Here is a 20,152-nt window from a genome sequence, read left to right as displayed (position 1 = left end):
CGTTTCCTTCTAATCCATAATTAATAATACTGGAATATAGGCTGTTGCATCGATTCCAGGTATGGCGGCTAATTTTGGGTTTAATTCAGTGATTACTTGTTTAGCCGTTTTTTTTCGCTCACCCCACGGTTTTAACGTAATGCGGATATTTACATTACTGGTAGATACCTGACTAATAACACTGGAAACAGCAGAATTCTGCTGAATAATATTTTCAATTTGTTTAGCATATTGATCAGTATAATTTAGACTAGCGCCTGAGGGTGCAGTCGCACTTACTTGAATTAAACCATATCTTCCTTTTGGTATTAATTCTGAAGGCAAACTCATAAAGAGCACAATAACCCAAGCCTGCAATAAATAACAAGGCAATGATCAAAAATCGACGTTTAATTAAAGCAAATTTTAAGAGACGTTGACAATAATTTTCCATTTTGGAAAACAATTGATCAATAATCTCAACTAATCGACTGTTGTGGGTACGTGCCTTAATATTCTTGAACACATCATTGGCAATAATGTTAATGCAACAAAAGATGAAATAATTACTGCAGCAGATAAGGTAAAAGCAAATTCTTTAAATAACTCCGTTGTAAAACTTGGATAAATCCAATTGGGGCATATACAGACAGCTACCAATGTAAGAGCCATCGTAATAACAGAAAAAGTAATTTCATAGCTTCCTCTAATTGCTGCTTGTACTGATGTCATTCCATCGTCGAGATGACGATGAATATTTTCTAACATCACGATAGCGTCATCAACTACTAAGCCAATAGCTAATACATTACCAAGTAATGACATGGTATTTATAGTAAAACCTAGTAGTGCAATAAAAGAAAATACTGCAATCAAACTCACTGGAATAATAGTAATTGGAATACTTGCTGCCCTTACTGAATCTAGAAATAAAAATACGATCAGAATAACTAAAATTACCGCTTCACCCATCGTATAAAATATTTCTTCTATGGAAGATTTTAAAAACGTAGAAGTATCGTAATTCACGCTGACATGCATACCCTATCGGTAAATCCTCCTGAATTTGAGATATAGCTTGTCTTATTTTATAAGCCACTGTAATTGGGTTAGCTTCTTGCAAAGGTTCAATTAAGATTTCAATACCATTTCGGCCATTAATACGCATGGGTGCTTGATATAAGCTGAGATAGTCTAACTTCACATGACTAATATCATCTAAGCGAACCATACTGTCATCGGTGTTTTTAATAATTATATTGCCAAAAGCTGCTGCATCTTTTAATTGAGTGTGCGACACAATACTAAAATTTCTTTTAGATTCTTGAATAGAGCCTGCAGGAAAATATATATTATTAGCGATCAACGCATTTTTGACATCCGTTACGGTCACTTGATGAGCAACCATCTTTAAGGCATCTAACCATATGCGCAGGCATAATCGCTCGCACCTAAAAATATCGACTTTACCTACACCAGGTCATTGCTGCAGAGTAGGTTGGACCGTACGTTTACATAATCTCGAATATCTGCAGATGATTTTTGAGGATCAGTAAACCCTATTCCTAAAACCGGGGTTTCTTTATTTCCTATCATGATGGTCGAAGGATTAGTATTTGGAGGTAATTTATCACGAATACTAAATATCTTATCTCTAATAACGCTTACTTCTTCTTCAAAATTTCCCCCAGACGAAATAAAACAGTCATATAGCTGCTACCTGAATAACTCACCGAATTAATAGCCGCCACGTGATCGATGCCTAATAGTGCATTTTCAATTTGAGTCATAACCTGATTTTCCATTAATTCAGCACTTGCGCCTTCATAGAAAGTAGCCACTGTCACTATTGGAAATTGTGACTTAGGAAAGAAACACAACTCAAGATGTTGAATGAAATAATTCCCAAAACAACTAAAATTAAGCTTAAAACAATAGCCAGGACTGGATGATGAATACAAATCTCAAACAACCTCATTTCAACCACTTACTATTCACATTCACTTTGATAAAACATTATGTTTCTTTTTTCACTACTTTCACGAAACTCCCATCGTCTAGTTTCTGCTGCCCCGCTACCCACACTATAGCGTCTCCAATTTTCAAACCGCTTAACACTTGTGCTTGATTGCCTAAGTGAGTACCGATTTTGATATAGATCTGACTTGCTTTACCGTCTGCCACTTTGTAAACGTAGTATCCTTTTATATCAGCTTGAATAGCTTCTTCTGGAATTACTACTGTATTTTTAGAAATCGAAATCTGATGAGCAACATGAACAAACATACCAGGTGACAACAATTTCATATCATTAGGGACTAGTGCTTGGATAGAGATCGAACGTGCATCGGGATTAATCGTTGGTGAAATAAAACTCACTGTGCCATAAAAAACTTTTTTAGGATAAGTGCTACTAGTGATAGTAATAAACTGGCCCAACTTTAATTTAGGTAAAAAACTTTCTGGCAATTGATAGTCTGCTCGTAATTGGGTTGTATTTATTTAAAGTAACCAAAGAATCTCCAGCTTTTACATAATCTCCCACTTGGACATGAAAAACCCCCAATACACCAGGAAACGGTGCAGTTATAACTTTTTGATTTAAATAAGATAACTTGCTTTTTACTGTCGCTTCCTTACCTTCCATATCTGCTTTCAAGGTAGCTAATTCTTGCTGAGAAACCGCTTGGTTTAACAACAATTTAGAACGTTCATATTTGGTTCGAGCTAACTTCATATTAGTTACCGCTGATTGATAATCAGCTTGTACTTGCGTATTTATCCAGTCCCACAATTGACATTCCTTGGTCCACCTCCTGACCGCGTTTAAAATGAATTTCTGCTATTCGCCCGTCTGATTCAGCACTAATTGTGACTACTTGTACTGCAGACAAACTGCCTAAGGCACTGACCATATTAGGGATATCAGCCATTTTGACTTGTGCTACATTTACTAAAATAGGCTGTAACTTTAACTCCAAAGACAAGGACTTAACGGCTTGAGCCTACATAGAGCTAAACAAGAAGTAAACACCTAAAATTTTCCAGTATTTATACATAAATAATACTCATTTTACTGTCACAACATAAAGTTGCTGAGTATAATTGGATTTCCATCTCTCTACTATTTTCTTTTCAGATGCTTCAAACATCCATTTTATAACTGAAATTCTTTAGAGCCTAATTAATATAGGCTCTAAAGAATTTATATATCCTCGTCACATCTTCAAATTTATTTAAAGATTATTCAAAATATATTGTCTTACAATCCTTTTTCACAGAAATGAACAGAAAATGAGTCATTTAGCTTTGTCCAAATTATCAACTGTCATCGAGTATGTTGAAAAAACAAGCAATTGATATAGACGCGTAAGACGGATATAGCAGGTAATAATTCTTGCAATATATATCGATTAACGTAGTAAAACTTCAGTCTCTTTTTAAAAATGATCAGACTAGCAAAAAACCCATGCAATTTGACACCATCTTGGTACTGAAATTTTTTCTTAGTGGGTAAAATCTATAGGCTGCGTGATAGTTATTTTTGTCTTTTTGTTATACAACATGTAAAACCAGTCATTTTTTTTCTTATTAAAAGAAATTTCCACCGACTGATTAAACCAGAACTTCTCGTTAATTGTCCGACATATTTCATATACATCAGAAATTATGTTAAAATGTTGATCAAATGACCCTTGCTGTTAAAGAATTTTTTAAGCTTCCGCTCTTCTTCCTCATTGAGGATTTTAATATCAGTTCAACTTTCCTCACTCAATAACTTGAATTAATCCTTAGACAAAAACTACTACACATTCTTTCTTTTTATAGTTTTTTAAAAATTTCTTCTCAAAGTAATTTTGCTTTCGTACGATGCAATCCCGAATAATCTGATATTCCACTTGTATGCATTCATAACATCGCTATGTCTAAGGAAAATGAAACCATCTTCACTAAAATCGAAATTACTAAATTTTATGTATTCCTTTTACTCTTCGCATTACTTAGTAAATTTAAATACTAGTTACTTTTACTCTTTATTTCTTTAACACTCCTTACCTATCTAACATAATTTCATTTCCCTTATTATTATAGGTAAATCTGTAATTTTGCAGAAATGAGGATATAAGTAATTTACTAAATTGTTTTCATTTAAATCATTTAAAATTGATTAAAAAGGTTATAAGATCTTCTTTTTTAACTATGTTAATACAAGATAGCCTATTGATACAAAATAATAATTTTCTGGATTCCAATCTTAGCAGTACCAATTTTTTACAAAAGTAACAGTTGCTTCAGATACCCGTACTTCATTTAGAAGTACGGGTATCTGAAAATGAATTCAAATCATGTGCTCATTCAAATAGTAATAGTCTTTAAATAAAAAATCATAAAAAATTCTTCTAGACCACAGAGATATGGTATGTTCATTTTACGATTTCAATGTGCAATATGTACCACTCAAGAAATAGATTTTCATTCTTGCATCAACTGCATAGCTGCTTTTAAGTCGTTCCATGTTTGAACTTTTAATGTTGTATTTTGTAATAAATCTGATGGAGAATAGCTTTTAATTATTTGAGATTGTTCTAGCGAGCTAATCAAACGGGTCACTTGAGAACCTAGCAAAATAACACATTTTCCTAATTCATTAGACTCTAAGAGGCCAGATCGAAGACTGCCTTTAAATTGCTTTTTCGTAGCTTTTGCAATTTTTTCCACTAATTGAGCCTCAGCTTTATTTTTCAATACCGCATCAGCTAATAAAGTTCCCACTTTCTGATTCTGGAAATTAAATAAGTCATAACGGTAGTATTCATATGAATTAGGTGTGCGAAAATGCCACACATCAACACCCATCAATTGCAAATATTTCACAATTAACCTCTACTTATTCTTTAAATAGATTCTAAATAGTATTAATTTAATTTTTGATATTAATTTAATTTCTTAATCTTGCCATAAGTAAATTTAATTCCACCTCTAACTAAAATCTTAGAACACCCTAACTAAAAAAATCTTCTTTCCATGGGAGAGTAATTTCACTTATCACAATAATCCTCCTCTTATGCTAAACTGGCTTAGTTTATGCTAAGATAATCTGGCATTATGATGAAGAAGATTATTAAAATTGTTCTGCCTCTTTCGGTTGCTGCCATGCTGTTTATTGGTGGTTACTTTTACTGGCGTCATGAAAAATATTATCCAAGTACCGATAATGCATATGTTCAAACAAATGTAATTAATATCGCTCCTCAAATTAATGGCACCGTTGTTAGAGTATACGTTCATAACCACCAGCACATCAAAAAGGGACAACCTCTCTTTGATATCGATCCGGCTTTATTTACTATCGAATTTATCGAAGCCAGCGCGCGACTCGATGAAACCAAACAAAAAATTCAAGCTGCTAACATGGCTGTGCAATCAGCTAAGGCTGTGATAGCTGAAAAGAAAGCTGAGCTTGTCCATGCTCGTCTTGTTACCTATCGCATGCTGTCTTTAATGAAAAGACAATTTGTTTCCCGTGCAGATGGTGACCTTGCCATCAAAAATTTAGATGTAGCTAAAGCCGCGTTAATTGCGGCTAAAAACCAACTACAAGAATTAATTGAAAAACGTGGACAAATTGATGATAAAAATGCGCAATTGCGATTAGCTGAAGCGGCCATAAAAAAATCACAACTTGATTTAGAATACACCCATGTTATTGCGCCAGCCAATGGATTCATAGCTAATTTTAGCCTGCGCCGAGGCGATAACGTTAACGCTTATCAAGTTTTATTCGCTTTAATCGAAGATAAAGTATGGTGGGTTATAGCTAATTTCAAAGAAACACAACTTGCAAATATCCGCCCAGGCCAACTGGCTACCATTAAAATTGATATGTACCCAAGTCAAGTCTTTCTTGGATATGTTGCGAGTATTAGCGAAGATAGTGGAACGAGTTTTTCCTTACTCCCACCAGAGAATGCTAGCGGCAATTGGGTTAAGGTGACTCAACGATTTCCTGTAAAAATTATTATTACAGATCGCAAACCTAATTATCCTTTTCGTTTAGGTGCAAGCAGTGCTGTTACTATTAACACAATTGCTGTTTCATAATTATGAAAGATATCATCCCACTAAATAACAATAATCTCTATTCCCGAAGGTGGCTTATTATTATCACTATTATGATGGTTGCTATCTTAGAAGTTCTAGATTCTACCATTGTTAATGTCGCTTTACCTCACATGATGCCTTCACTTGGAGCTAATCAAAATCAAATCACTTGGATATTAACTTCATATGTAGTTTCTTCAGCCATCATGTTACCTCTAACAGGATTTTTTAGTAGTCGCATTGGCCAAAAGCAATTACTTTTAATAAATATTACAGGTTTTATGATAGCATCCGTTTTATGCGGAATTGCACAATCTTTAACAGAAATCGTAATTTTTCGAGTTTTTCAAGGACTTTTTGGAGCATCTCTCATCCCCTTATCTCAATCAATTTTACGAGAAACTTTTCCTTTAGAAGAACAAAGTAAGGCGATGGCTATTTGGGGAATTGGAATTATGGCTGCACCAATATTTGGACCCACTTTAGGTGGTTTTATTACAGAACATATGAGTTGGCGATGGATTTTCTATATTAATCTTCCGATATGCTTATTGGGTTTATTATTGGCGCTATTTGTAATTTCTGAGACAGAACGCCGGTATCGAAGTATTGATTGGCTGGGATTAATTTTAATGATCATTGGCAGTAGTGCTTTGCAAGTTTTTCTCGATAAGGGTAACGAAAACGATTGGTTAAATTCCAATTCAATTTTGATACTCTTTGTGTCAGCTGTTTTTTGCACAATCTATTTTGTCATTCGAAGTCTAACCCATCTTTCTCCCGTAATTAAATTAAAAATTTTTAAAAATCGTAACTTCAGAATTTCATGCCTTGTGTTTGCTTTACTTTCAGGCTCTTTATTTGGCTTAATTACCCTAGAACCTATTTTATTAGAACGCTTATTTAATTATACAGCTTTAACTGCAGGATGGACCATGGCGCCTTTAGGAATTGCTAGTGCTGTTGCTATGATATTTGTGCCTCAATTAATGAAACACATTAATGTCAAAATTATTTTGACCACAGGTATGTTGTTTTGTATTTGCGGTGCACTTCGATTTGCAAACATAAACTTAAACCTACCAATACAGGAATTTTTAATGAATAACACTTTTCTTGGTTTTGGTATGGGGTTCTTAATGGTACCACTTTCTACTTATTCTTTAGCTACTTTACCTAAAAAGGACATTACAGAGGGTGCTGGTTTATATAGTTATTCACGAATGCTTGGAACGTCGATAGGAATTTCTCTCTTGAATACTCTCGTCAGTCGTACCATCCAAATTAATTGGAATTCCTTATCAAATCACATTACTATTTATAATCCTAATCTTCATCAGTGGATTAACTCGCGACAATTATCCTTGCTGAGCTCTCTGGAGATTAAACGCTTGGGGCTAATTGTGCAACAACAGGCAAGCTTAATCGGCTTTTTAGATGGTTTTAGAGCCATTACTATTGTCTTTATCTTGTTGATACCATTACTATTTACTTTAAAGACTATTAAATTATGCAGCGATGATACCACCGCTGTTTCAGATTAAGAAAAGGCAAAAAGATGGAGTGTATTTTTTGCGAAATTGCTAAAGGTAAACTTGGTGAGCTAATTTACGAAGATAACCAAACGGTAGCTTTTCACGATATTACACCTCAGGCTCCTATCCATATTCTTATTATTCCTCGTCGTCACATTGCTACAGTTAATGACGCATCTCATTTAGACGAGCAACTTTTAGGACACATGATAATAACGTCGACTCAACTGGCTCACCGTAATAACATTGCAGATACAGGTTATCGCCTCATACTTAATTGTAATCGGGGTGGAGGACAAGCCGTATATCATATCCATCTTCACCTACTCGGAGGTCAGCAAATGAAGTGGCCACCGGATTGACTTATTGATCAAACAGCATCTTTCAGCGCTATTTTAGCTCAACAAACCAATCGGAAATTAAAAAAGATGAGTGATACAGTCAAAAAACATATTGAAGCTATTCTAGTCTACCTAGGAGAAGATGTTCATCGAGAAGGTTTGAAGGAAACTCCGCATCGCTTCCAGAAAACCCTAGAATATCTTACATCTGGATACCAAGACAAATTACATGAGATTGTCAACGATGCTATTTTTCAGTCTGATATGGATGAGATGGTTATTGTTAAAAATATTGAACTTTATTCGCTATGCGAACATCATCTTCTACCTTTTATTGGAAAATGCCATGTGGCTTACTTACCTAATGGTAAGATCATTGGACTATCAAAAATTGCTCGTATTGTGGATATGTACACCAGACGTTTTCAAGTTCAAGAAAATCTTACTAAGCAAATCGCGGAATCTATCGCTAAAGTTACGGATGCTAAAGGAGTTGGCACTATTATTGAAGCAAAACATCTTTGTATGATGATGCGAGGGGTAGAAAAACAAAATTCTGACATGACAACCTCTACAATGTTAGGTACTTTCCGTAAAGATGAGCGGACTCGTATTGAATTTTTAAGTTTAATTAAGAATTAAGTTAATAACACAAATACACTAATCACTTCTTCTTAAGCCGAGGTGGCGGAATTGGTAGACGTGCCTGACTCAAAATCAGGTAGTGGTAACACTGTGAGGGTTCGAGTCCCTCCCTCGGCAAAAATAAATTAATAGGTTGAAGAATTTTTCAAATTTTATTCAAAAATTTTTATTTAGTAGAGATGGCTTTTTGTCATTTGTTCCAAAATTAAAGGAAGTGCTTCTATAACTGGTCACTAGAAAGGATGCTGAAGACGCTTTTCAAAACTGCTAGTAGTATCTTTATATTAAAATAATTATTTTGTTGGTAGGAATATTATATAAAAAGGCACAAAGTTTATCCTCGTTATAGTAACATATGATAGAATTTTTGGTTGATAAAATCAGTTATAGATATCACAATAGTGTTGCTTAGAAAATGGTATCAAATGTTTTTATCGAAAAATATCTAAATAATTATAGATCTTGAATACCAAGCTATTTTAATCTCATTAAATAGTGATTTTGCATTGGTTGTATTGATTAATAGAATTATTTTTCATATTAAAAATAGTAGTGATTATTTTTAGGAGGACGCAAATTCAACTGGTAAATGTGACCGTTCTTAACTGATACAAAGAAACTGAGTCATCGGATTCGGTGTACTGCTTCCTTAAAGATCATCTTTTTACTAAAAATGCAAAAAAATCTAACTAAGTCACAGTTTGCTTGAAGGAAGTTGTAGTTATTTAATTTTAAATTAAGTTTTTAAAAATGAATCAATTCCATAAAACATTTATCTTTGTCGGACTTATTTTAATCTCTATTGGTTTGCTATGGCCTATAATCTCTCGAATTGGATTAGGACACCTGCCTGGTGATATTATCATTCGAAAAAAAAATTTTAATTTTTACTTTCCAATCCTCACATCGGTTCTAATTAGTTTATTGATTAGTGTATTATCTTGGTTTTTTAGACAATAGTCTGGCATCGTCGAGGAGATATGTATTTGTGTTATCTTGCTCTATAAGCATAACATTACTATAATTTCAATTAAAATTTGTATACACAAACTTGTTTGCCATTTTATTTGATATTGTAGGATTTTTAATCCTCTGTCGAATTCTGATTAGAATCGAGCCTGTGCAGCCATTTTTCCAATTTATATAATATTTCTACCAAATGCTCTAAACAAAATTCAAAGGCATAAATGTTAATAATTTGATAAGCTTTTCCCGTAGACTTAAAGAGAAATCGTATTACTTCATCAATCACCTTGTGAATTTCTTCTTTAGAAGGCAAGGTATTGGTAGGTGTTTGTTTTGACGAAAGAGCATTTAAAAAGTCAAATAAATTTAATATTCCACGATGAAGCTCAGTAAACTCTTTATTTTGGGAGAAACATCGGATTTGTATCAACTCTGCTAGAATAGTTTGACGAAGCACATAGATACTTCTTAATAACTTTCTTTCGAGCAAGAAAATAGCTTGATAAATAAAACGTTTCTTTTTTACTCGAGGGTCTTCATTTATAGCCTCTTGCAATAAAGTATTCTGCTTCAGAATATCAATAATCATATTATTTTCAATTTTTTCTTGCTCTCTTAAAGAATTAGGAGTTAATTCTTTAGTAACAAAGAATTCGAAAAGTGCCTGGAATTGTTTTAAGGTATGAGTAATACTTGCACGAAGAAGTTTTTTAGCGTGTCGAGGAAAAACAAACCGGCTAACAATGATAGCAATCAAAACACCCAAGAAAATTTCTAAGGTTCGATCAATAGCTGTTTTTAATGTGGGCGCTCGCGCATCCAATATCATAACCATCGTTGTAGCACCAAGTAAACCAAATTGAGCTATATCCGTTGAGCTAGAAGCTAAATAAGCAAAAATTCCTATTAGCAAAATTAATAAGAGGTGAATTATGTCAAGATGATTTCCTATAAAAAATAAAGCTATAGCCGCTAAAAATGCGCCTATAATTGTTCCTAGAAGCTGAAAATACGATTTTCTTATCGTCCCGCCAATTCGAATATTCGTGGCCATAACTACAATTATAGTAATTAGAATCCATTGTGGCATTGCCAAATAGAATATTTCTCCGATAAGAATACCTATCAAACAGGCCAATGCAGTCTTAAAACTCGCAATGATACGCTCTCCGGATAAATTCTTAACCATGGCATTTAATTTATTGTAAAAAATCTTCGTCATACATGATTACATAATTACTAAATCAATTTTTGAGTGCTACAATTCGTAATGTTTGTAAACAAGCTAATTCAAAAACTCGAAGGTTAATTAAAATCAAAGAGCCTCTTGACTGTATCAAATAAATTTTTTCGTTATTGAGAGGATAAAAAATCTTAGTAAAATTGTTTAGAAGACATAAAATTAATACCATCTTGCTCACAGGTACATATCCCTATATCACAATTAAAAATGAGATATCAGACAGAAGTTGTACGACAAAAAGCGAGCAAAATAGGACGAGCATAATAACAGACTACGATACAATTGTTCCAATATTTTTATATGAGAAAATTAATAAAGCAAAATAATGGAAAGACAATTTGATAACTTAAAACCAAACCAATACCTCTAGCTCTAATTTTTTTTAGAGAATGCTTGCAGAGATATTAAAATATAATAGGCATAGAAAAAAACACAAGTGAGAATCCAACAATATCCCTAAAGTTAACATGAGGCTTTATATTGGTTAAGATAAAGTCCCCTGCCAAAAAAATCAACCTTTCATAGTTTCTTTCTAAGAAAACCAGTTTGCAATTAGTGCAAGAAGAAAGCACTATTACGCCACCACACTCACCACCCTATCCCTATACTCTTGAACTATTTTTAAGAATGCAAACTGGTTTTCTTAATCCATAAAGTCGGGAAAATACACATATCACTTTGAAAAGTTAAATATAAATTGTCTTATCATGATAAATGTCTTATTTCGATAATTGATACTAACAAAACCTTTGATAGGTAAAAAGTCTACTACCATAATACTAGATTAAAAAAATGGGCAACCTAAAAATGTAAATTGAGTAATATCCAGATTTACCATACAAATGATCTTTATCTTTTATTTAGAATTAGAGGTGGATTTTAATATTCTAATTCAACTTTTTCTTTACCATACAATTGGCTAAGTTGATTTAAAAGCTCTTGATTAGGTTTAATCCTCCAAGTTTTCCCTAACATTAATTCAGCTGATGCAGTTTCTCCACGGTAAGCAATGGCAATTGAGCATGGTCCTTTTAAATGTTTCTTAATTACAGTAGGCAGCTCGATCAGTAATCGATTAACATCTTCTTTTGCTGTGACTCGAATTAGTAGCCGTTTAGCCTGTTCTCGCACTTTATCCAGTGTGTAAATGAGATCTGCCACCATCTTTAATCCGCCCATAAAATCGTCTTTTCCTATCGTTCCACGAATAACTAACATGATGTTTTTATCCAAAATTCCTGCTACTTGCTGATAGAGATTACTAAACAAAGTAACCTCTATGATTCCGGTTCGATCTTCAATCTTAAGAATGGCCATTCGCTTGCCATTTCGAGTTACTAGATTGCGTATCGTTAACAAAATACCAGCAATCACCACTGAGTTTTTCTCTGAAGCAATTAACAACTGATTAATGGGAACAGCTCTTACTGTTTGCACTTCCTTTTCATAGGCTTGCAATGGGTGACCGCTTAAGTAAAGTCCGAGTGTTTGCTTTTCCCATCGTAACCGCTCGCTATCATTCCATTCCGACACTTGCTCATAATTCTCTTCCTGTTTCAAATCTGACCAATGACCAAATAAATCATTTTGTCCTAATTGAATATTACGATTTTTTTGCTCGGCTGAATGAAGCGCTTTATCTAAGGATTTTATTAAAGAAGCACACGAAATTCCAAAATCACTCATGGCACCTGACTTAATTAAAGGTTCTATTACACGTCGATTAACTTTTCGCAAATCCACTCGATGACAAAAGTCAAAAAGTCCTTTGAATTCGCTTTTTGTTTCGCGACAAGCAATAATATGTAAAACAGCAACTTCACCTACCCCTTTAATTGCACCTAAACCATATTCAATTTGGCCATTAGCATTGACTGCAAAATGATACCGTCCACGATTAATAGAAGGTGGCAATAATTCTAAACCCATATCTCGACACTCATTGATTAAACCAACAATTTTATCAGTATTATCCATATCCGAAGATAAAACTGCGGCCATAAATTCAGCAGGGTAATGAGCTTTTAACCAAGCTGTTTGGTAAGCAATCAAAGCATAAGCCGCTGAATGCGATTTATTAAATCCATAACCTGAAAATTTCTCCATTAAATCGAAAATTTGATTTGCCAAATCAGCCCTCAATCCACAAGCCATAGAACCTTTTATGAAAACTTCTCGTTGCTTGGCCATTTCCTCTAATTTTTTCTTTCCCATCGCATGACGCAAGACATCAGCAGCTCCTAACGAATAACCTGCCAATACCTGGGCAATTTGCATAACTTGCTCTTGATAGAGAATAACTCCATAAGTCGATTTCAAAATGGGTTCTAAAGCAGGATGAAGATAATAAACATTTTGTTTACCATGTTTACAAGCAATGAACGTATCTACCATCCCTGATTGTAAGGGTCCGGGACGAAATAAAGCAACTAACGCCATGATATCAGAAAAACTATCAGGTTGAAGTCGACGAATTAAATCCTTCATACCTCGTGACTCCAGTTGAAATACAGCGATAGTCGCGCAGCTTTTTAAAAGCCCATAGGTTTTTTTATCATCTAATGGAATAGAACCAATATCCAAAAAAGGTTCTTTTTGCATTTTTCGTTTCGTATTTACATTTTGTATTGCCCATTTAATAATCGTTAACGTACGCAATCCTAGAAAATCGAATTTTACAAGACCTGCCGCTTCTACATCGTCTTTATCAAATTGGGTAATTACATGATGGCTGTCAGGTTCCGAATACAGCGGAACAAAGTCTGTTAATTTAGTTGGTGCAATTACCACGCCCCCTGCGTGTTTTCCTGCATTACGCGCAAGTCCTTCTAATTTCATCGCAAGATCAATAAGGTTTTTAACTTCGTCATCTTCTGTATAACGTTTTAATAAAATTTCCTCTTGCTTTAAAGCTTTTTTTAATGTCATTCCAAATTCAAAAGGAACAAGTTTTGCGATTTTATCGACATATCCATAAGGTAATCCAAGCACACGACCTACATCACGTAACACCGCTCGTGCAGCCATGGTACCATAGGTAATAATTTGTGCCACAGCATCATGACCATAGCGTTCTGCTACATAATTGATAACGCGATCTCGCCCTTCCATACAAAAATCAATATCAAAATCGGGCATAGAGATGCGCTCTAAATTCAAAAATCGCTCGAATAATAATTCATGTTCTAAAGGATCTAGTTCCGTGATTCCTAATGAATAGGCCACTAAGGATCCAGCTCCTGAACCACGCCCAGGACCTACAGGAATATCATCTTTTTTTGCCCACGCGACGAAATCAGCAACGATTAAAAAATAGCTTGAAAATCCAATTTTTATAATAACATCGATCTCCATCTTTAATCGTTCTTTGTAGGCTCTATTTATTTTAGATTTATCTAAACGCTGTTCTAAACCTTTTTGTGCTTGTTCACGAAAAAAATCTTCTTCAGTTCGATTAATTGGGACAGGAAATTTAGGTAAAAAAACTTTACCTAAAGAGACTTGAACATTACAGCGTTTAGCAATTTCCAGTGTATTCTCTAATGCTTCGGGGATGTCGGAAAAAAGTGTTTTCATTTCGTCAGTGCTTTTTAAATATTGCTGATTACTATAACAGCGAGACCGATTAGGATCATTTAATAAACACCTTTGTTGAATACACACTCGAGCTTCATGCGCTTCAAAATCTTCTTGATATAAAAAACGGACATCATTCGTCGACACAACAGGAACGTTGTAATCCAAAGCTAATTTAACAGCAGAATGAATATATTCCTCTTCTTGGTCTCGTTGGGTTCGATGTAATTCCAGATAAAATCGATTAGGAAAATATTTTAACCATCGTGTTAATCGTTCTTCTGCTAAAGCATATCGATCCTGCAATAATGCTTGTCCAATATCACCTTGCCGTCCCCCCGATAAAATAATCAATCCTTCTTTTAACTCTATTAACCACTCCCATTGAATGAGAGCTTGTGCACGTTGATATCTTTCAATATAAGATCGAGATAACAATTGAATAAGATGATGAAAACCAACTTGGTTTTTGCAAAGCACTGATAAACGAAATAGTTCTTTCTTTTCAGCTAATATTAATTCAGATCCAATAATAGGTTTTATTCCTTTATTTAGAGCCCCGCGATAAAATTTAATAAGTGCAAAAAGGTTATTTTCATCAGTTAAAGCCACAGCAGGCATCTTTAAATCTACGACGCGTTGTAAAAGCTGATCAACGCGTACTACGCTATCAACCATCGAATATTCACTATGAACTTTTAAATGAATAAATGAACTCACTAATTAATACTCAGCTATTCTCCAATACTTGACTTTAATCTTAAGCGATCACTAGAACTCTTCATTGTCCCTATCACTATTTATTCAATTTGATAACGATGGATTAATTTTTTCTGATCTTTATGACGCTCCAACGCCAATTCAATTAATCGATCTAATAATGCAGAACAAGATAAACCTGTTGCTTCCCACATTTTTGGGTACATACTAATGTTAGTAAATCCTGGAATTGTGTTTATTTCATTCACCATAATTTGGTTCTGAGGAGTCACAAAAAAATCCACCCGTGCCATTCCAGAACAACGGGCAGCTTTGAAAGCATCAATAGCTATTTGTTGGATCTTCTCAATTATTTCTTTCGGAAGATTTACATTGGTTGTCGTAGTTGCGCCATTGGGATCAATATACTTTGCTTCATAGGAATAAAAATCGTAATTGGATATGATTTCACCAAGCAAAGAAGCTTTTGGATGTCTATTGCCCAATACAGCGCATTCAATTTCCCGTCCACGGATTCGGGGTTCAACGATCAGTCGATCATTATAAAAACAAATATTCTCAGCTCCTTTTTGAAATTCTTTTGAATCTCTGACAGGGAAAGTAGCTATAGAAGAACCCAAGCTTGCAGCTTTCATGAAAAACTCAGTGGTTTTCCATTGATTAACAAGGCTTGCATAAATTTCGTCCAGTCGATCATAAGACCACAATGTATACCAATCCGATACTGGTACTTTTGCTGTTCTTAATACGCTTTTCATAACATCTTTTTCAATACAAACGGCAGAACTTTGAACATCGGAGCCCACGTAAGGTAAATTCAAAAGTTCCAAAAGTCCTTGGAGAGAACCATCTTCGCCTTGAGTTCCATGAATCATAGGAAAAACACAATCGACTTTATAAGAGTTCTTTTCCCCATTAAGCGCTTGCCAGGGTCTCATTTTCTCTCCCAATACAACGGTAATAGGAATAGCTTTTTGAGCAGCAACTAAAGCCTGAGGTGTCTGAGTTAAAAAATGGTATTTATCATCAATAAGATACCATCTATCATCCTGATCAATAAATACTATAGAAACTTTATATTTATCGGTGTTCAAGGTTGCCACAACGTTTCTGGTTGATTGAACAGAAATCTCATGTTCAGTAGAGCGACCACCACAAAGTACTGAAACAGATGTTCTTTTTTTCATAGATTCTTTGAATCTCAATAGTCAATTGTAAAGATAATAGGAAATTGATTGGCAATTTGCAAAATTGTTGTCAGTTAAAAATTTTATTGAATAAAATACACTATTTCTAAATAACATTGGTAATATTCTTCTGTCATTATAATGAGTCAGAAAGTAAGATTTCAGATGGCTATGGAACCAGTAATTTTTTATTATCATAATTCCTTAAAATTTTTTGCAAGCTTTTTTATCCGTATTTATGAGAAAAGTCTTTCAGCCTCTGATGTGGAACATTGCACCACCGCAAACTTGTTACCAAAATAGTTCAATTTAGGAGTAAATAAACACTCCAATCCATTACTAACACAGGTAAAAATTTAATCGATTTTTACCTGTCACTTCATTAGCTAACAAACTTATTTTAAAATATTCAAGCAATTAATTTTACTAATATCAATACTTGCGATAACATAAGCCCTTATAATTTGAGATTATAAGGGCTTATGATTTCTTTCTGATTTCTTCGTTTAATTTTTTTAGATCGATAATCCCTAAGGATTTTTTAGGATCGAAAACAACCTCTTATTTCCCTCTTTAACGTTTTCAACGTTAATTTGTTTATACATACCTTTAATCAACCTTTTTAAATAAAAAATAATTATAAAGACCTAGGATAATCTAAAAGACTTCTTCCTGTTCTTTCATTCCCATTCAATCGTCGCGGGTGGCTTACTAGTGATATCATAAACCACACGCGAAATTTCTTTAATTTCATTTATAATACGCTGGCTAACTCTCGCTAAAAATTCATGAGGTAATTCTGCCCATTGTGCCGTCATAAAATCCACAGTTCTTACAGCTCGCAACGCTATTACGTAACCATAATGACGTGCATCTCCTTTAACTCCAACCGATTTTATTGGCATAAAAACAGTAAAGGCCTGACTCACTGATTCGTAGTAATCGTGTTTTTTTAATTCTTCAATAAAAATTGAATCAGCACGTTGTAATATATCAACATATTCAGCTTTAATTTCTCCTACAATACGAATAGCCAATCCAGGCCCTGGAAAAGGATGACGATACACTAAGTTATAAGGTAAACCTAATGCTACACCCAGTTTCCAAACCTCATCTTTAAACAATTCTCGCAATGGCTCAATAAGTTGTAAATCCATTTGAAGCGGTAATCCTCCTACATTATGATGCGTTTTAATCACACAGCCTTTTCCAGTTTTTGTTTTTGCAGATTCAATTACATCAGGATAAATTGTCCCTTGACCCAACCAATTGACATCTAATTTTTTAGCCTCTGCTTCAAAAACTCGAATAAAATGTTCACCTGTAATTTTACGTTTTTCTTCAGGATCTGATACACCTTTTAAAGCTCTCATAAAACGTTCCTTCGCATTAATGCAAATAACTTTTATACCCATGTGCTTTTTGAATACACGTAGTACTTCAACAGCTTCATTTAAACGAAGTAAACCAGTATCTACTAGCACACATACTAATTGATCACCAATCGCTCTGTGTACAATAGCTGCTGTCACAGCGGAATCTATGCCACCGGACAATCCTACAATTACCCTTCCCTTGCCTACTCTATTGCGAATTTCACAAATGTTGTCTTCAATAATATCTTTCGTCGTCCACGTAGCTTGACATTGACAAATACCTTTAACAAATTGCATTAAGATACTATTTCCCTGAAGTGTGTGAGTAACTTCAGGATGAAATTGTAAGCCAAAAAACAGTCGATTAAAGTCAGCCATTGCTGCGTAAGGAGAATTATCGGTACTGGCAATTGCTTCAAATCCCTGAGGTAATTCTGTAACAATATCACCGTGACTCATCCAAACGTCTAATAAGTGCATACCTTCAGCGGAGATATGATCATCGATATTCTCAAACTCAAACAGTAATTCAGGCTTTAATACTCGCAATTCCGCATAACCAAATTCAGCCTTAGTGGTCATTCCCACTTTTCCACCTAATTGATAGGCCATCGTTTGCATACCGTAACAAATTCCTAGTACTGGACAACCAATTCCAAAAACGATGGCAGGAGCGCGTAAAGTGTGATTTAATGTGACCGTTTCTGGTCCTCCTGAGAGGATGATACCGTGGGGATTGAAATTACGAATAGTTTGCTCATCTACTTCACACGACATTAATTCACAATATACTCCAATCTCACGTATCCGACGGGCGATTAATTGCGTATATTGTGAACCAAAATCAAGGATCAAAATTTGATGACGACGGATATTTTTTGACATATTCTTATTGTATTTATTATTCTCCTTCCTTCAGGAAAAACAGAGAAATAATTTGTTCTTTTTTTACTTTTCTAATGAATAATTAGGTGATTCCTTTGTTACAATTACATCGTGGACATGACTCTCTCGAACCCCTGCACTTGTTACCCGAACAAACTGAGTGTTTGTTCGCATTTCTTCAATTGTCTTACAACCAGTATAGCCCATTCCGGAACGCAAACCACCGATCAATTGATGAATAACTCCTCGTAAAGGACCTTTATAAGGGACACGACCTTCAATGCCTTCGGGTATGCATTTCTCTTGCTTCTCTTGTGTTTCTTGAAAATACCGATCAGATGAATTATAAGCTCCAAACATAGCCCCTGTAGAACCCATCCCTCGATAAGATTTATAGGAACGACCTTGATATAACACTTCTTCACCTGGTGCTTCTTCAGTACCTGCAAATAGTCCACCAATCATCACAGTATGTGCACCGGCTGCAATGGCTTTACAAATATCACCAGAAAATCGGATTCCACCATCCGCAATAATATAAATATCATCATTTTTTAATTCGGAAGCCACTTGCGCAATGGCAGTAATTTGTGGAACGCCTATACCCGCTACAATACGAGTAATACAAATTGACCCGGGCCCCATTCCTACCTTAACTGCATCAACACCCGCATCAGCTAATGCTCTTGCTGCCGAGGCAGTGGCTATATTACCAGCAATAACAGGTACGTCTGGATAATGTTTCTTAATCCATTTTACTTGCTTAATAACTCTCTCCGAATGACCATGCGCGGTATCCACTACTAAAATATCAACATCTTCCGCTACCAAAGCGGCTATCCGATTAGAAGTCTCGCCCTCTGTACCAACGGCTGCACCCACTCGTAATTGTCCTGAGACAGTTTTACAAGCATTTGGATTTTGTTCTGAGCGCAGAATATCTTTTACTGTAATTAATCCACACAATTCAAAATGATCATTGATAACAAGTAGTTTTTCTACGCGGTATTGACGGAAAAGATTAATAATTTCTTTACGTGTAGCACCTTCTTTAATGGTAATAAGGTGTTTTTTCAGAGTCATTAAATTAGCGACTTTTTGATCCATATTTGATTCAAAACGAATATCACGATTAGTTATAATGCCAACAAGCTGTTCACCTTCTACAACAGGAAGCCCTGAAATATTATATTCACTCGTTATTTTTTTAAGTTCCCCAATAGTGCTAGCTGGAGAAACAGTTATAGGATCAAACACGACACCGCTTTCAAACTTTTTTACTTTTCGGATTTCGTTCGCTTGACATTCCAAGCTCATATTTTTATGTAAAATCCCGATACCGCCCGCTTCAGCTAATGCAATAGCTAATTGTGCTTCGGTCACGGTATCCATAGCAGCAGATAAAATAGGAATATTAAGAGTTATATTGCGAGTCAGACGAGTAGTGAGCGAGACATTTCTTGGCAAAACTTCTGAGTAGCCAGGTAATAACAAGACGTCATCAAAGGTCATAGCTTCCTCGTTAATCCTCATCATAATTGTACTCCTTCAATAAGCCTGGGAGTGTAGACGCTTCTTAGCAATTTGTCGAGCAGAA

Annotated in this window: 16 protein-coding genes, 1 tRNA gene and 1 pseudogene; 6 read left to right on the top strand and 12 right to left on the bottom strand. The window is 34.7% G+C overall.

What is annotated here, in order from left to right; genetic code table 11:
• Positions 1-9: 9 nt before the first annotated feature.
• The 7 genes and pseudogenes from ONG85_RS02605 to ONG85_RS02575 form a co-directional block, all read right to left on the bottom strand.
• A pseudogene (locus ONG85_RS02605) lies at positions 10-1,020 on the bottom strand (efflux RND transporter permease subunit).
• The gene (locus tag ONG85_RS02600; protein ID WP_264435887.1) at positions 944-1,408 is read right to left on the bottom strand and encodes an efflux RND transporter permease subunit; all 465 of its coding nucleotides are present in this window, start codon (positions 1,406-1,408) and stop codon (positions 944-946) included. Before ONG85_RS02600 ends, ONG85_RS02605 begins: the two are co-directional and overlap by 77 nt.
• A gap of 235 nt (positions 1,409-1,643) precedes the next feature.
• The gene (locus ONG85_RS02595; protein ID WP_264435886.1) at positions 1,644-1,859 is read right to left on the bottom strand and encodes an efflux RND transporter permease subunit; all 216 of its coding nucleotides are present in this window, start codon (positions 1,857-1,859) and stop codon (positions 1,644-1,646) included.
• Positions 1,860-1,995: 136 nt separating this feature from the next.
• Positions 1,996-2,448 carry an efflux RND transporter periplasmic adaptor subunit gene (locus tag ONG85_RS02590; protein ID WP_264435383.1) on the bottom strand — a complete coding sequence of 151 codons (453 nt, stop codon included), beginning with the start codon at positions 2,446-2,448 and terminating at the stop codon, positions 1,996-1,998.
• A complete protein-coding gene (locus ONG85_RS02585; protein ID WP_264435382.1) occupies positions 2,426-2,773 on the bottom strand; it encodes an efflux RND transporter periplasmic adaptor subunit in 348 nt (115 codons plus the stop codon). The genes ONG85_RS02590 and ONG85_RS02585 overlap by 23 nt, the downstream gene beginning before the upstream one ends.
• Complete coding sequence (locus ONG85_RS02580) at positions 2,739-2,960, bottom strand: biotin/lipoyl-binding protein (protein ID WP_264435381.1); 222 nt, start codon at positions 2,958-2,960, stop codon at positions 2,739-2,741. The genes ONG85_RS02585 and ONG85_RS02580 overlap by 35 nt, the downstream gene beginning before the upstream one ends.
• A gap of 1,492 nt (positions 2,961-4,452) precedes the next feature.
• Positions 4,453-4,854, bottom strand: coding sequence for a hypothetical protein (locus tag ONG85_RS02575; protein WP_264435380.1), 402 nt, complete (start codon positions 4,852-4,854; stop codon positions 4,453-4,455).
• Between the two features lie 231 nt (positions 4,855-5,085).
• Here ONG85_RS02575 and ONG85_RS02570 point away from each other — a divergent pair, with 231 nt between their 5' ends.
• The 6 genes from ONG85_RS02570 (at position 5,086) to ONG85_RS02545 (ending at position 9,562) form a co-directional block, all read left to right on the top strand.
• Complete coding sequence (locus ONG85_RS02570; protein ID WP_264435379.1) at positions 5,086-6,081, top strand: HlyD family secretion protein; 996 nt, start codon at positions 5,086-5,088, stop codon at positions 6,079-6,081.
• Positions 6,082-6,083: 2 nt separating this feature from the next.
• Positions 6,084-7,625 (top strand): DHA2 family efflux MFS transporter permease subunit, encoded by a 1,542-nt coding sequence (locus ONG85_RS02565; protein WP_406566706.1) that lies wholly within the window; start codon positions 6,084-6,086, stop codon positions 7,623-7,625.
• A gap of 14 nt (positions 7,626-7,639) precedes the next feature.
• Entirely contained in the window at positions 7,640-7,978 is a 339-nt protein-coding gene (locus tag ONG85_RS02560; protein WP_264435378.1) for a histidine triad nucleotide-binding protein, read from the top strand.
• A 66-nt stretch (positions 7,979-8,044) separates the two neighbouring features.
• Positions 8,045-8,599 (top strand): GTP cyclohydrolase I FolE, encoded by a 555-nt coding sequence (gene folE, locus ONG85_RS02555; protein ID WP_264435377.1) that lies wholly within the window; start codon positions 8,045-8,047, stop codon positions 8,597-8,599.
• A 36-nt stretch (positions 8,600-8,635) separates the two neighbouring features.
• Positions 8,636-8,719: transfer RNA gene (locus ONG85_RS02550), tRNA-Leu, on the top strand.
• Positions 8,720-9,352: 633 nt separating this feature from the next.
• The gene (locus ONG85_RS02545; protein ID WP_264435376.1) at positions 9,353-9,562 is read left to right on the top strand and encodes a DUF2905 domain-containing protein; all 210 of its coding nucleotides are present in this window, start codon (positions 9,353-9,355) and stop codon (positions 9,560-9,562) included.
• 124 nt (positions 9,563-9,686) lie between these two features.
• Here the strand turns inward: ONG85_RS02545 and ONG85_RS02540 are convergent, their stop codons facing one another.
• The 5 genes from ONG85_RS02540 to guaB form a co-directional block, all read right to left on the bottom strand.
• Positions 9,687-10,790 carry an FUSC family protein gene (locus ONG85_RS02540; protein ID WP_264435375.1) on the bottom strand — a complete coding sequence of 368 codons (1,104 nt, stop codon included), beginning with the start codon at positions 10,788-10,790 and terminating at the stop codon, positions 9,687-9,689.
• A gap of 900 nt (positions 10,791-11,690) precedes the next feature.
• Positions 11,691-15,107: a DNA polymerase III subunit alpha gene (gene dnaE, locus ONG85_RS02535; protein WP_264435374.1), complete on the bottom strand. Its 3,417-nt coding sequence runs from the start codon at positions 15,105-15,107 to the stop codon at positions 11,691-11,693.
• Between the two features lie 80 nt (positions 15,108-15,187).
• Complete coding sequence (locus tag ONG85_RS02530; protein ID WP_264435373.1) at positions 15,188-16,294, bottom strand: D-alanine--D-alanine ligase family protein; 1,107 nt, start codon at positions 16,292-16,294, stop codon at positions 15,188-15,190.
• Between the two features lie 680 nt (positions 16,295-16,974).
• On the bottom strand, positions 16,975-18,555 hold the full coding sequence (gene guaA / locus ONG85_RS02525; protein ID WP_264435372.1) for a glutamine-hydrolyzing GMP synthase: 1,581 nt from the start codon (positions 18,553-18,555) through the stop codon (positions 16,975-16,977).
• Positions 18,556-18,618: 63 nt separating this feature from the next.
• The gene (guaB, locus tag ONG85_RS02520; RefSeq protein WP_264435885.1) at positions 18,619-20,088 is read right to left on the bottom strand and encodes an IMP dehydrogenase; all 1,470 of its coding nucleotides are present in this window, start codon (positions 20,086-20,088) and stop codon (positions 18,619-18,621) included.
• Positions 20,089-20,152 lie beyond the last annotated feature (64 nt).

The sequence above is a fragment of the Coxiella endosymbiont of Dermacentor marginatus genome (genome assembly GCF_907164955.1).
Taxonomy (GTDB): Bacteria; Pseudomonadota; Gammaproteobacteria; order Coxiellales; family Coxiellaceae; genus Coxiella.
This window is presented reverse-complemented; position numbering and strand designations above follow the sequence as displayed.

Bases quoted from the DNA above. Each gene is read 5' to 3' on its own strand.
- ONG85_RS02570 (WP_264435379.1), top strand. From the start codon at position 5,086: ATGATGAAGAAGATTATTAAAATTGTTCTGCCTCTTTCGGTTGCTGCC.
- ONG85_RS02545 (WP_264435376.1), top strand. From the start codon at position 9,353: ATGAATCAATTCCATAAAACATTTATCTTTGTCGGACTTATTTTAATC.
- ONG85_RS02560 (WP_264435378.1), top strand. From the start codon at position 7,640: ATGGAGTGTATTTTTTGCGAAATTGCTAAAGGTAAACTTGGTGAGCTA.
- guaB (WP_264435885.1), bottom strand. From the start codon at position 20,088: ATGAGGATTAACGAGGAAGCTATGACCTTTGATGACGTCTTGTTATTA.
- ONG85_RS02565 (WP_406566706.1), top strand. From the start codon at position 6,084: ATGAAAGATATCATCCCACTAAATAACAATAATCTCTATTCCCGAAGG.
- ONG85_RS02540 (WP_264435375.1), bottom strand. From the start codon at position 10,790: ATGACGAAGATTTTTTACAATAAATTAAATGCCATGGTTAAGAATTTA.
- ONG85_RS02530 (WP_264435373.1), bottom strand. From the start codon at position 16,294: ATGAAAAAAAGAACATCTGTTTCAGTACTTTGTGGTGGTCGCTCTACT.
- folE (WP_264435377.1), top strand. From the start codon at position 8,045: ATGAGTGATACAGTCAAAAAACATATTGAAGCTATTCTAGTCTACCTA.
- guaA (WP_264435372.1), bottom strand. From the start codon at position 18,555: ATGTCAAAAAATATCCGTCGTCATCAAATTTTGATCCTTGATTTTGGT.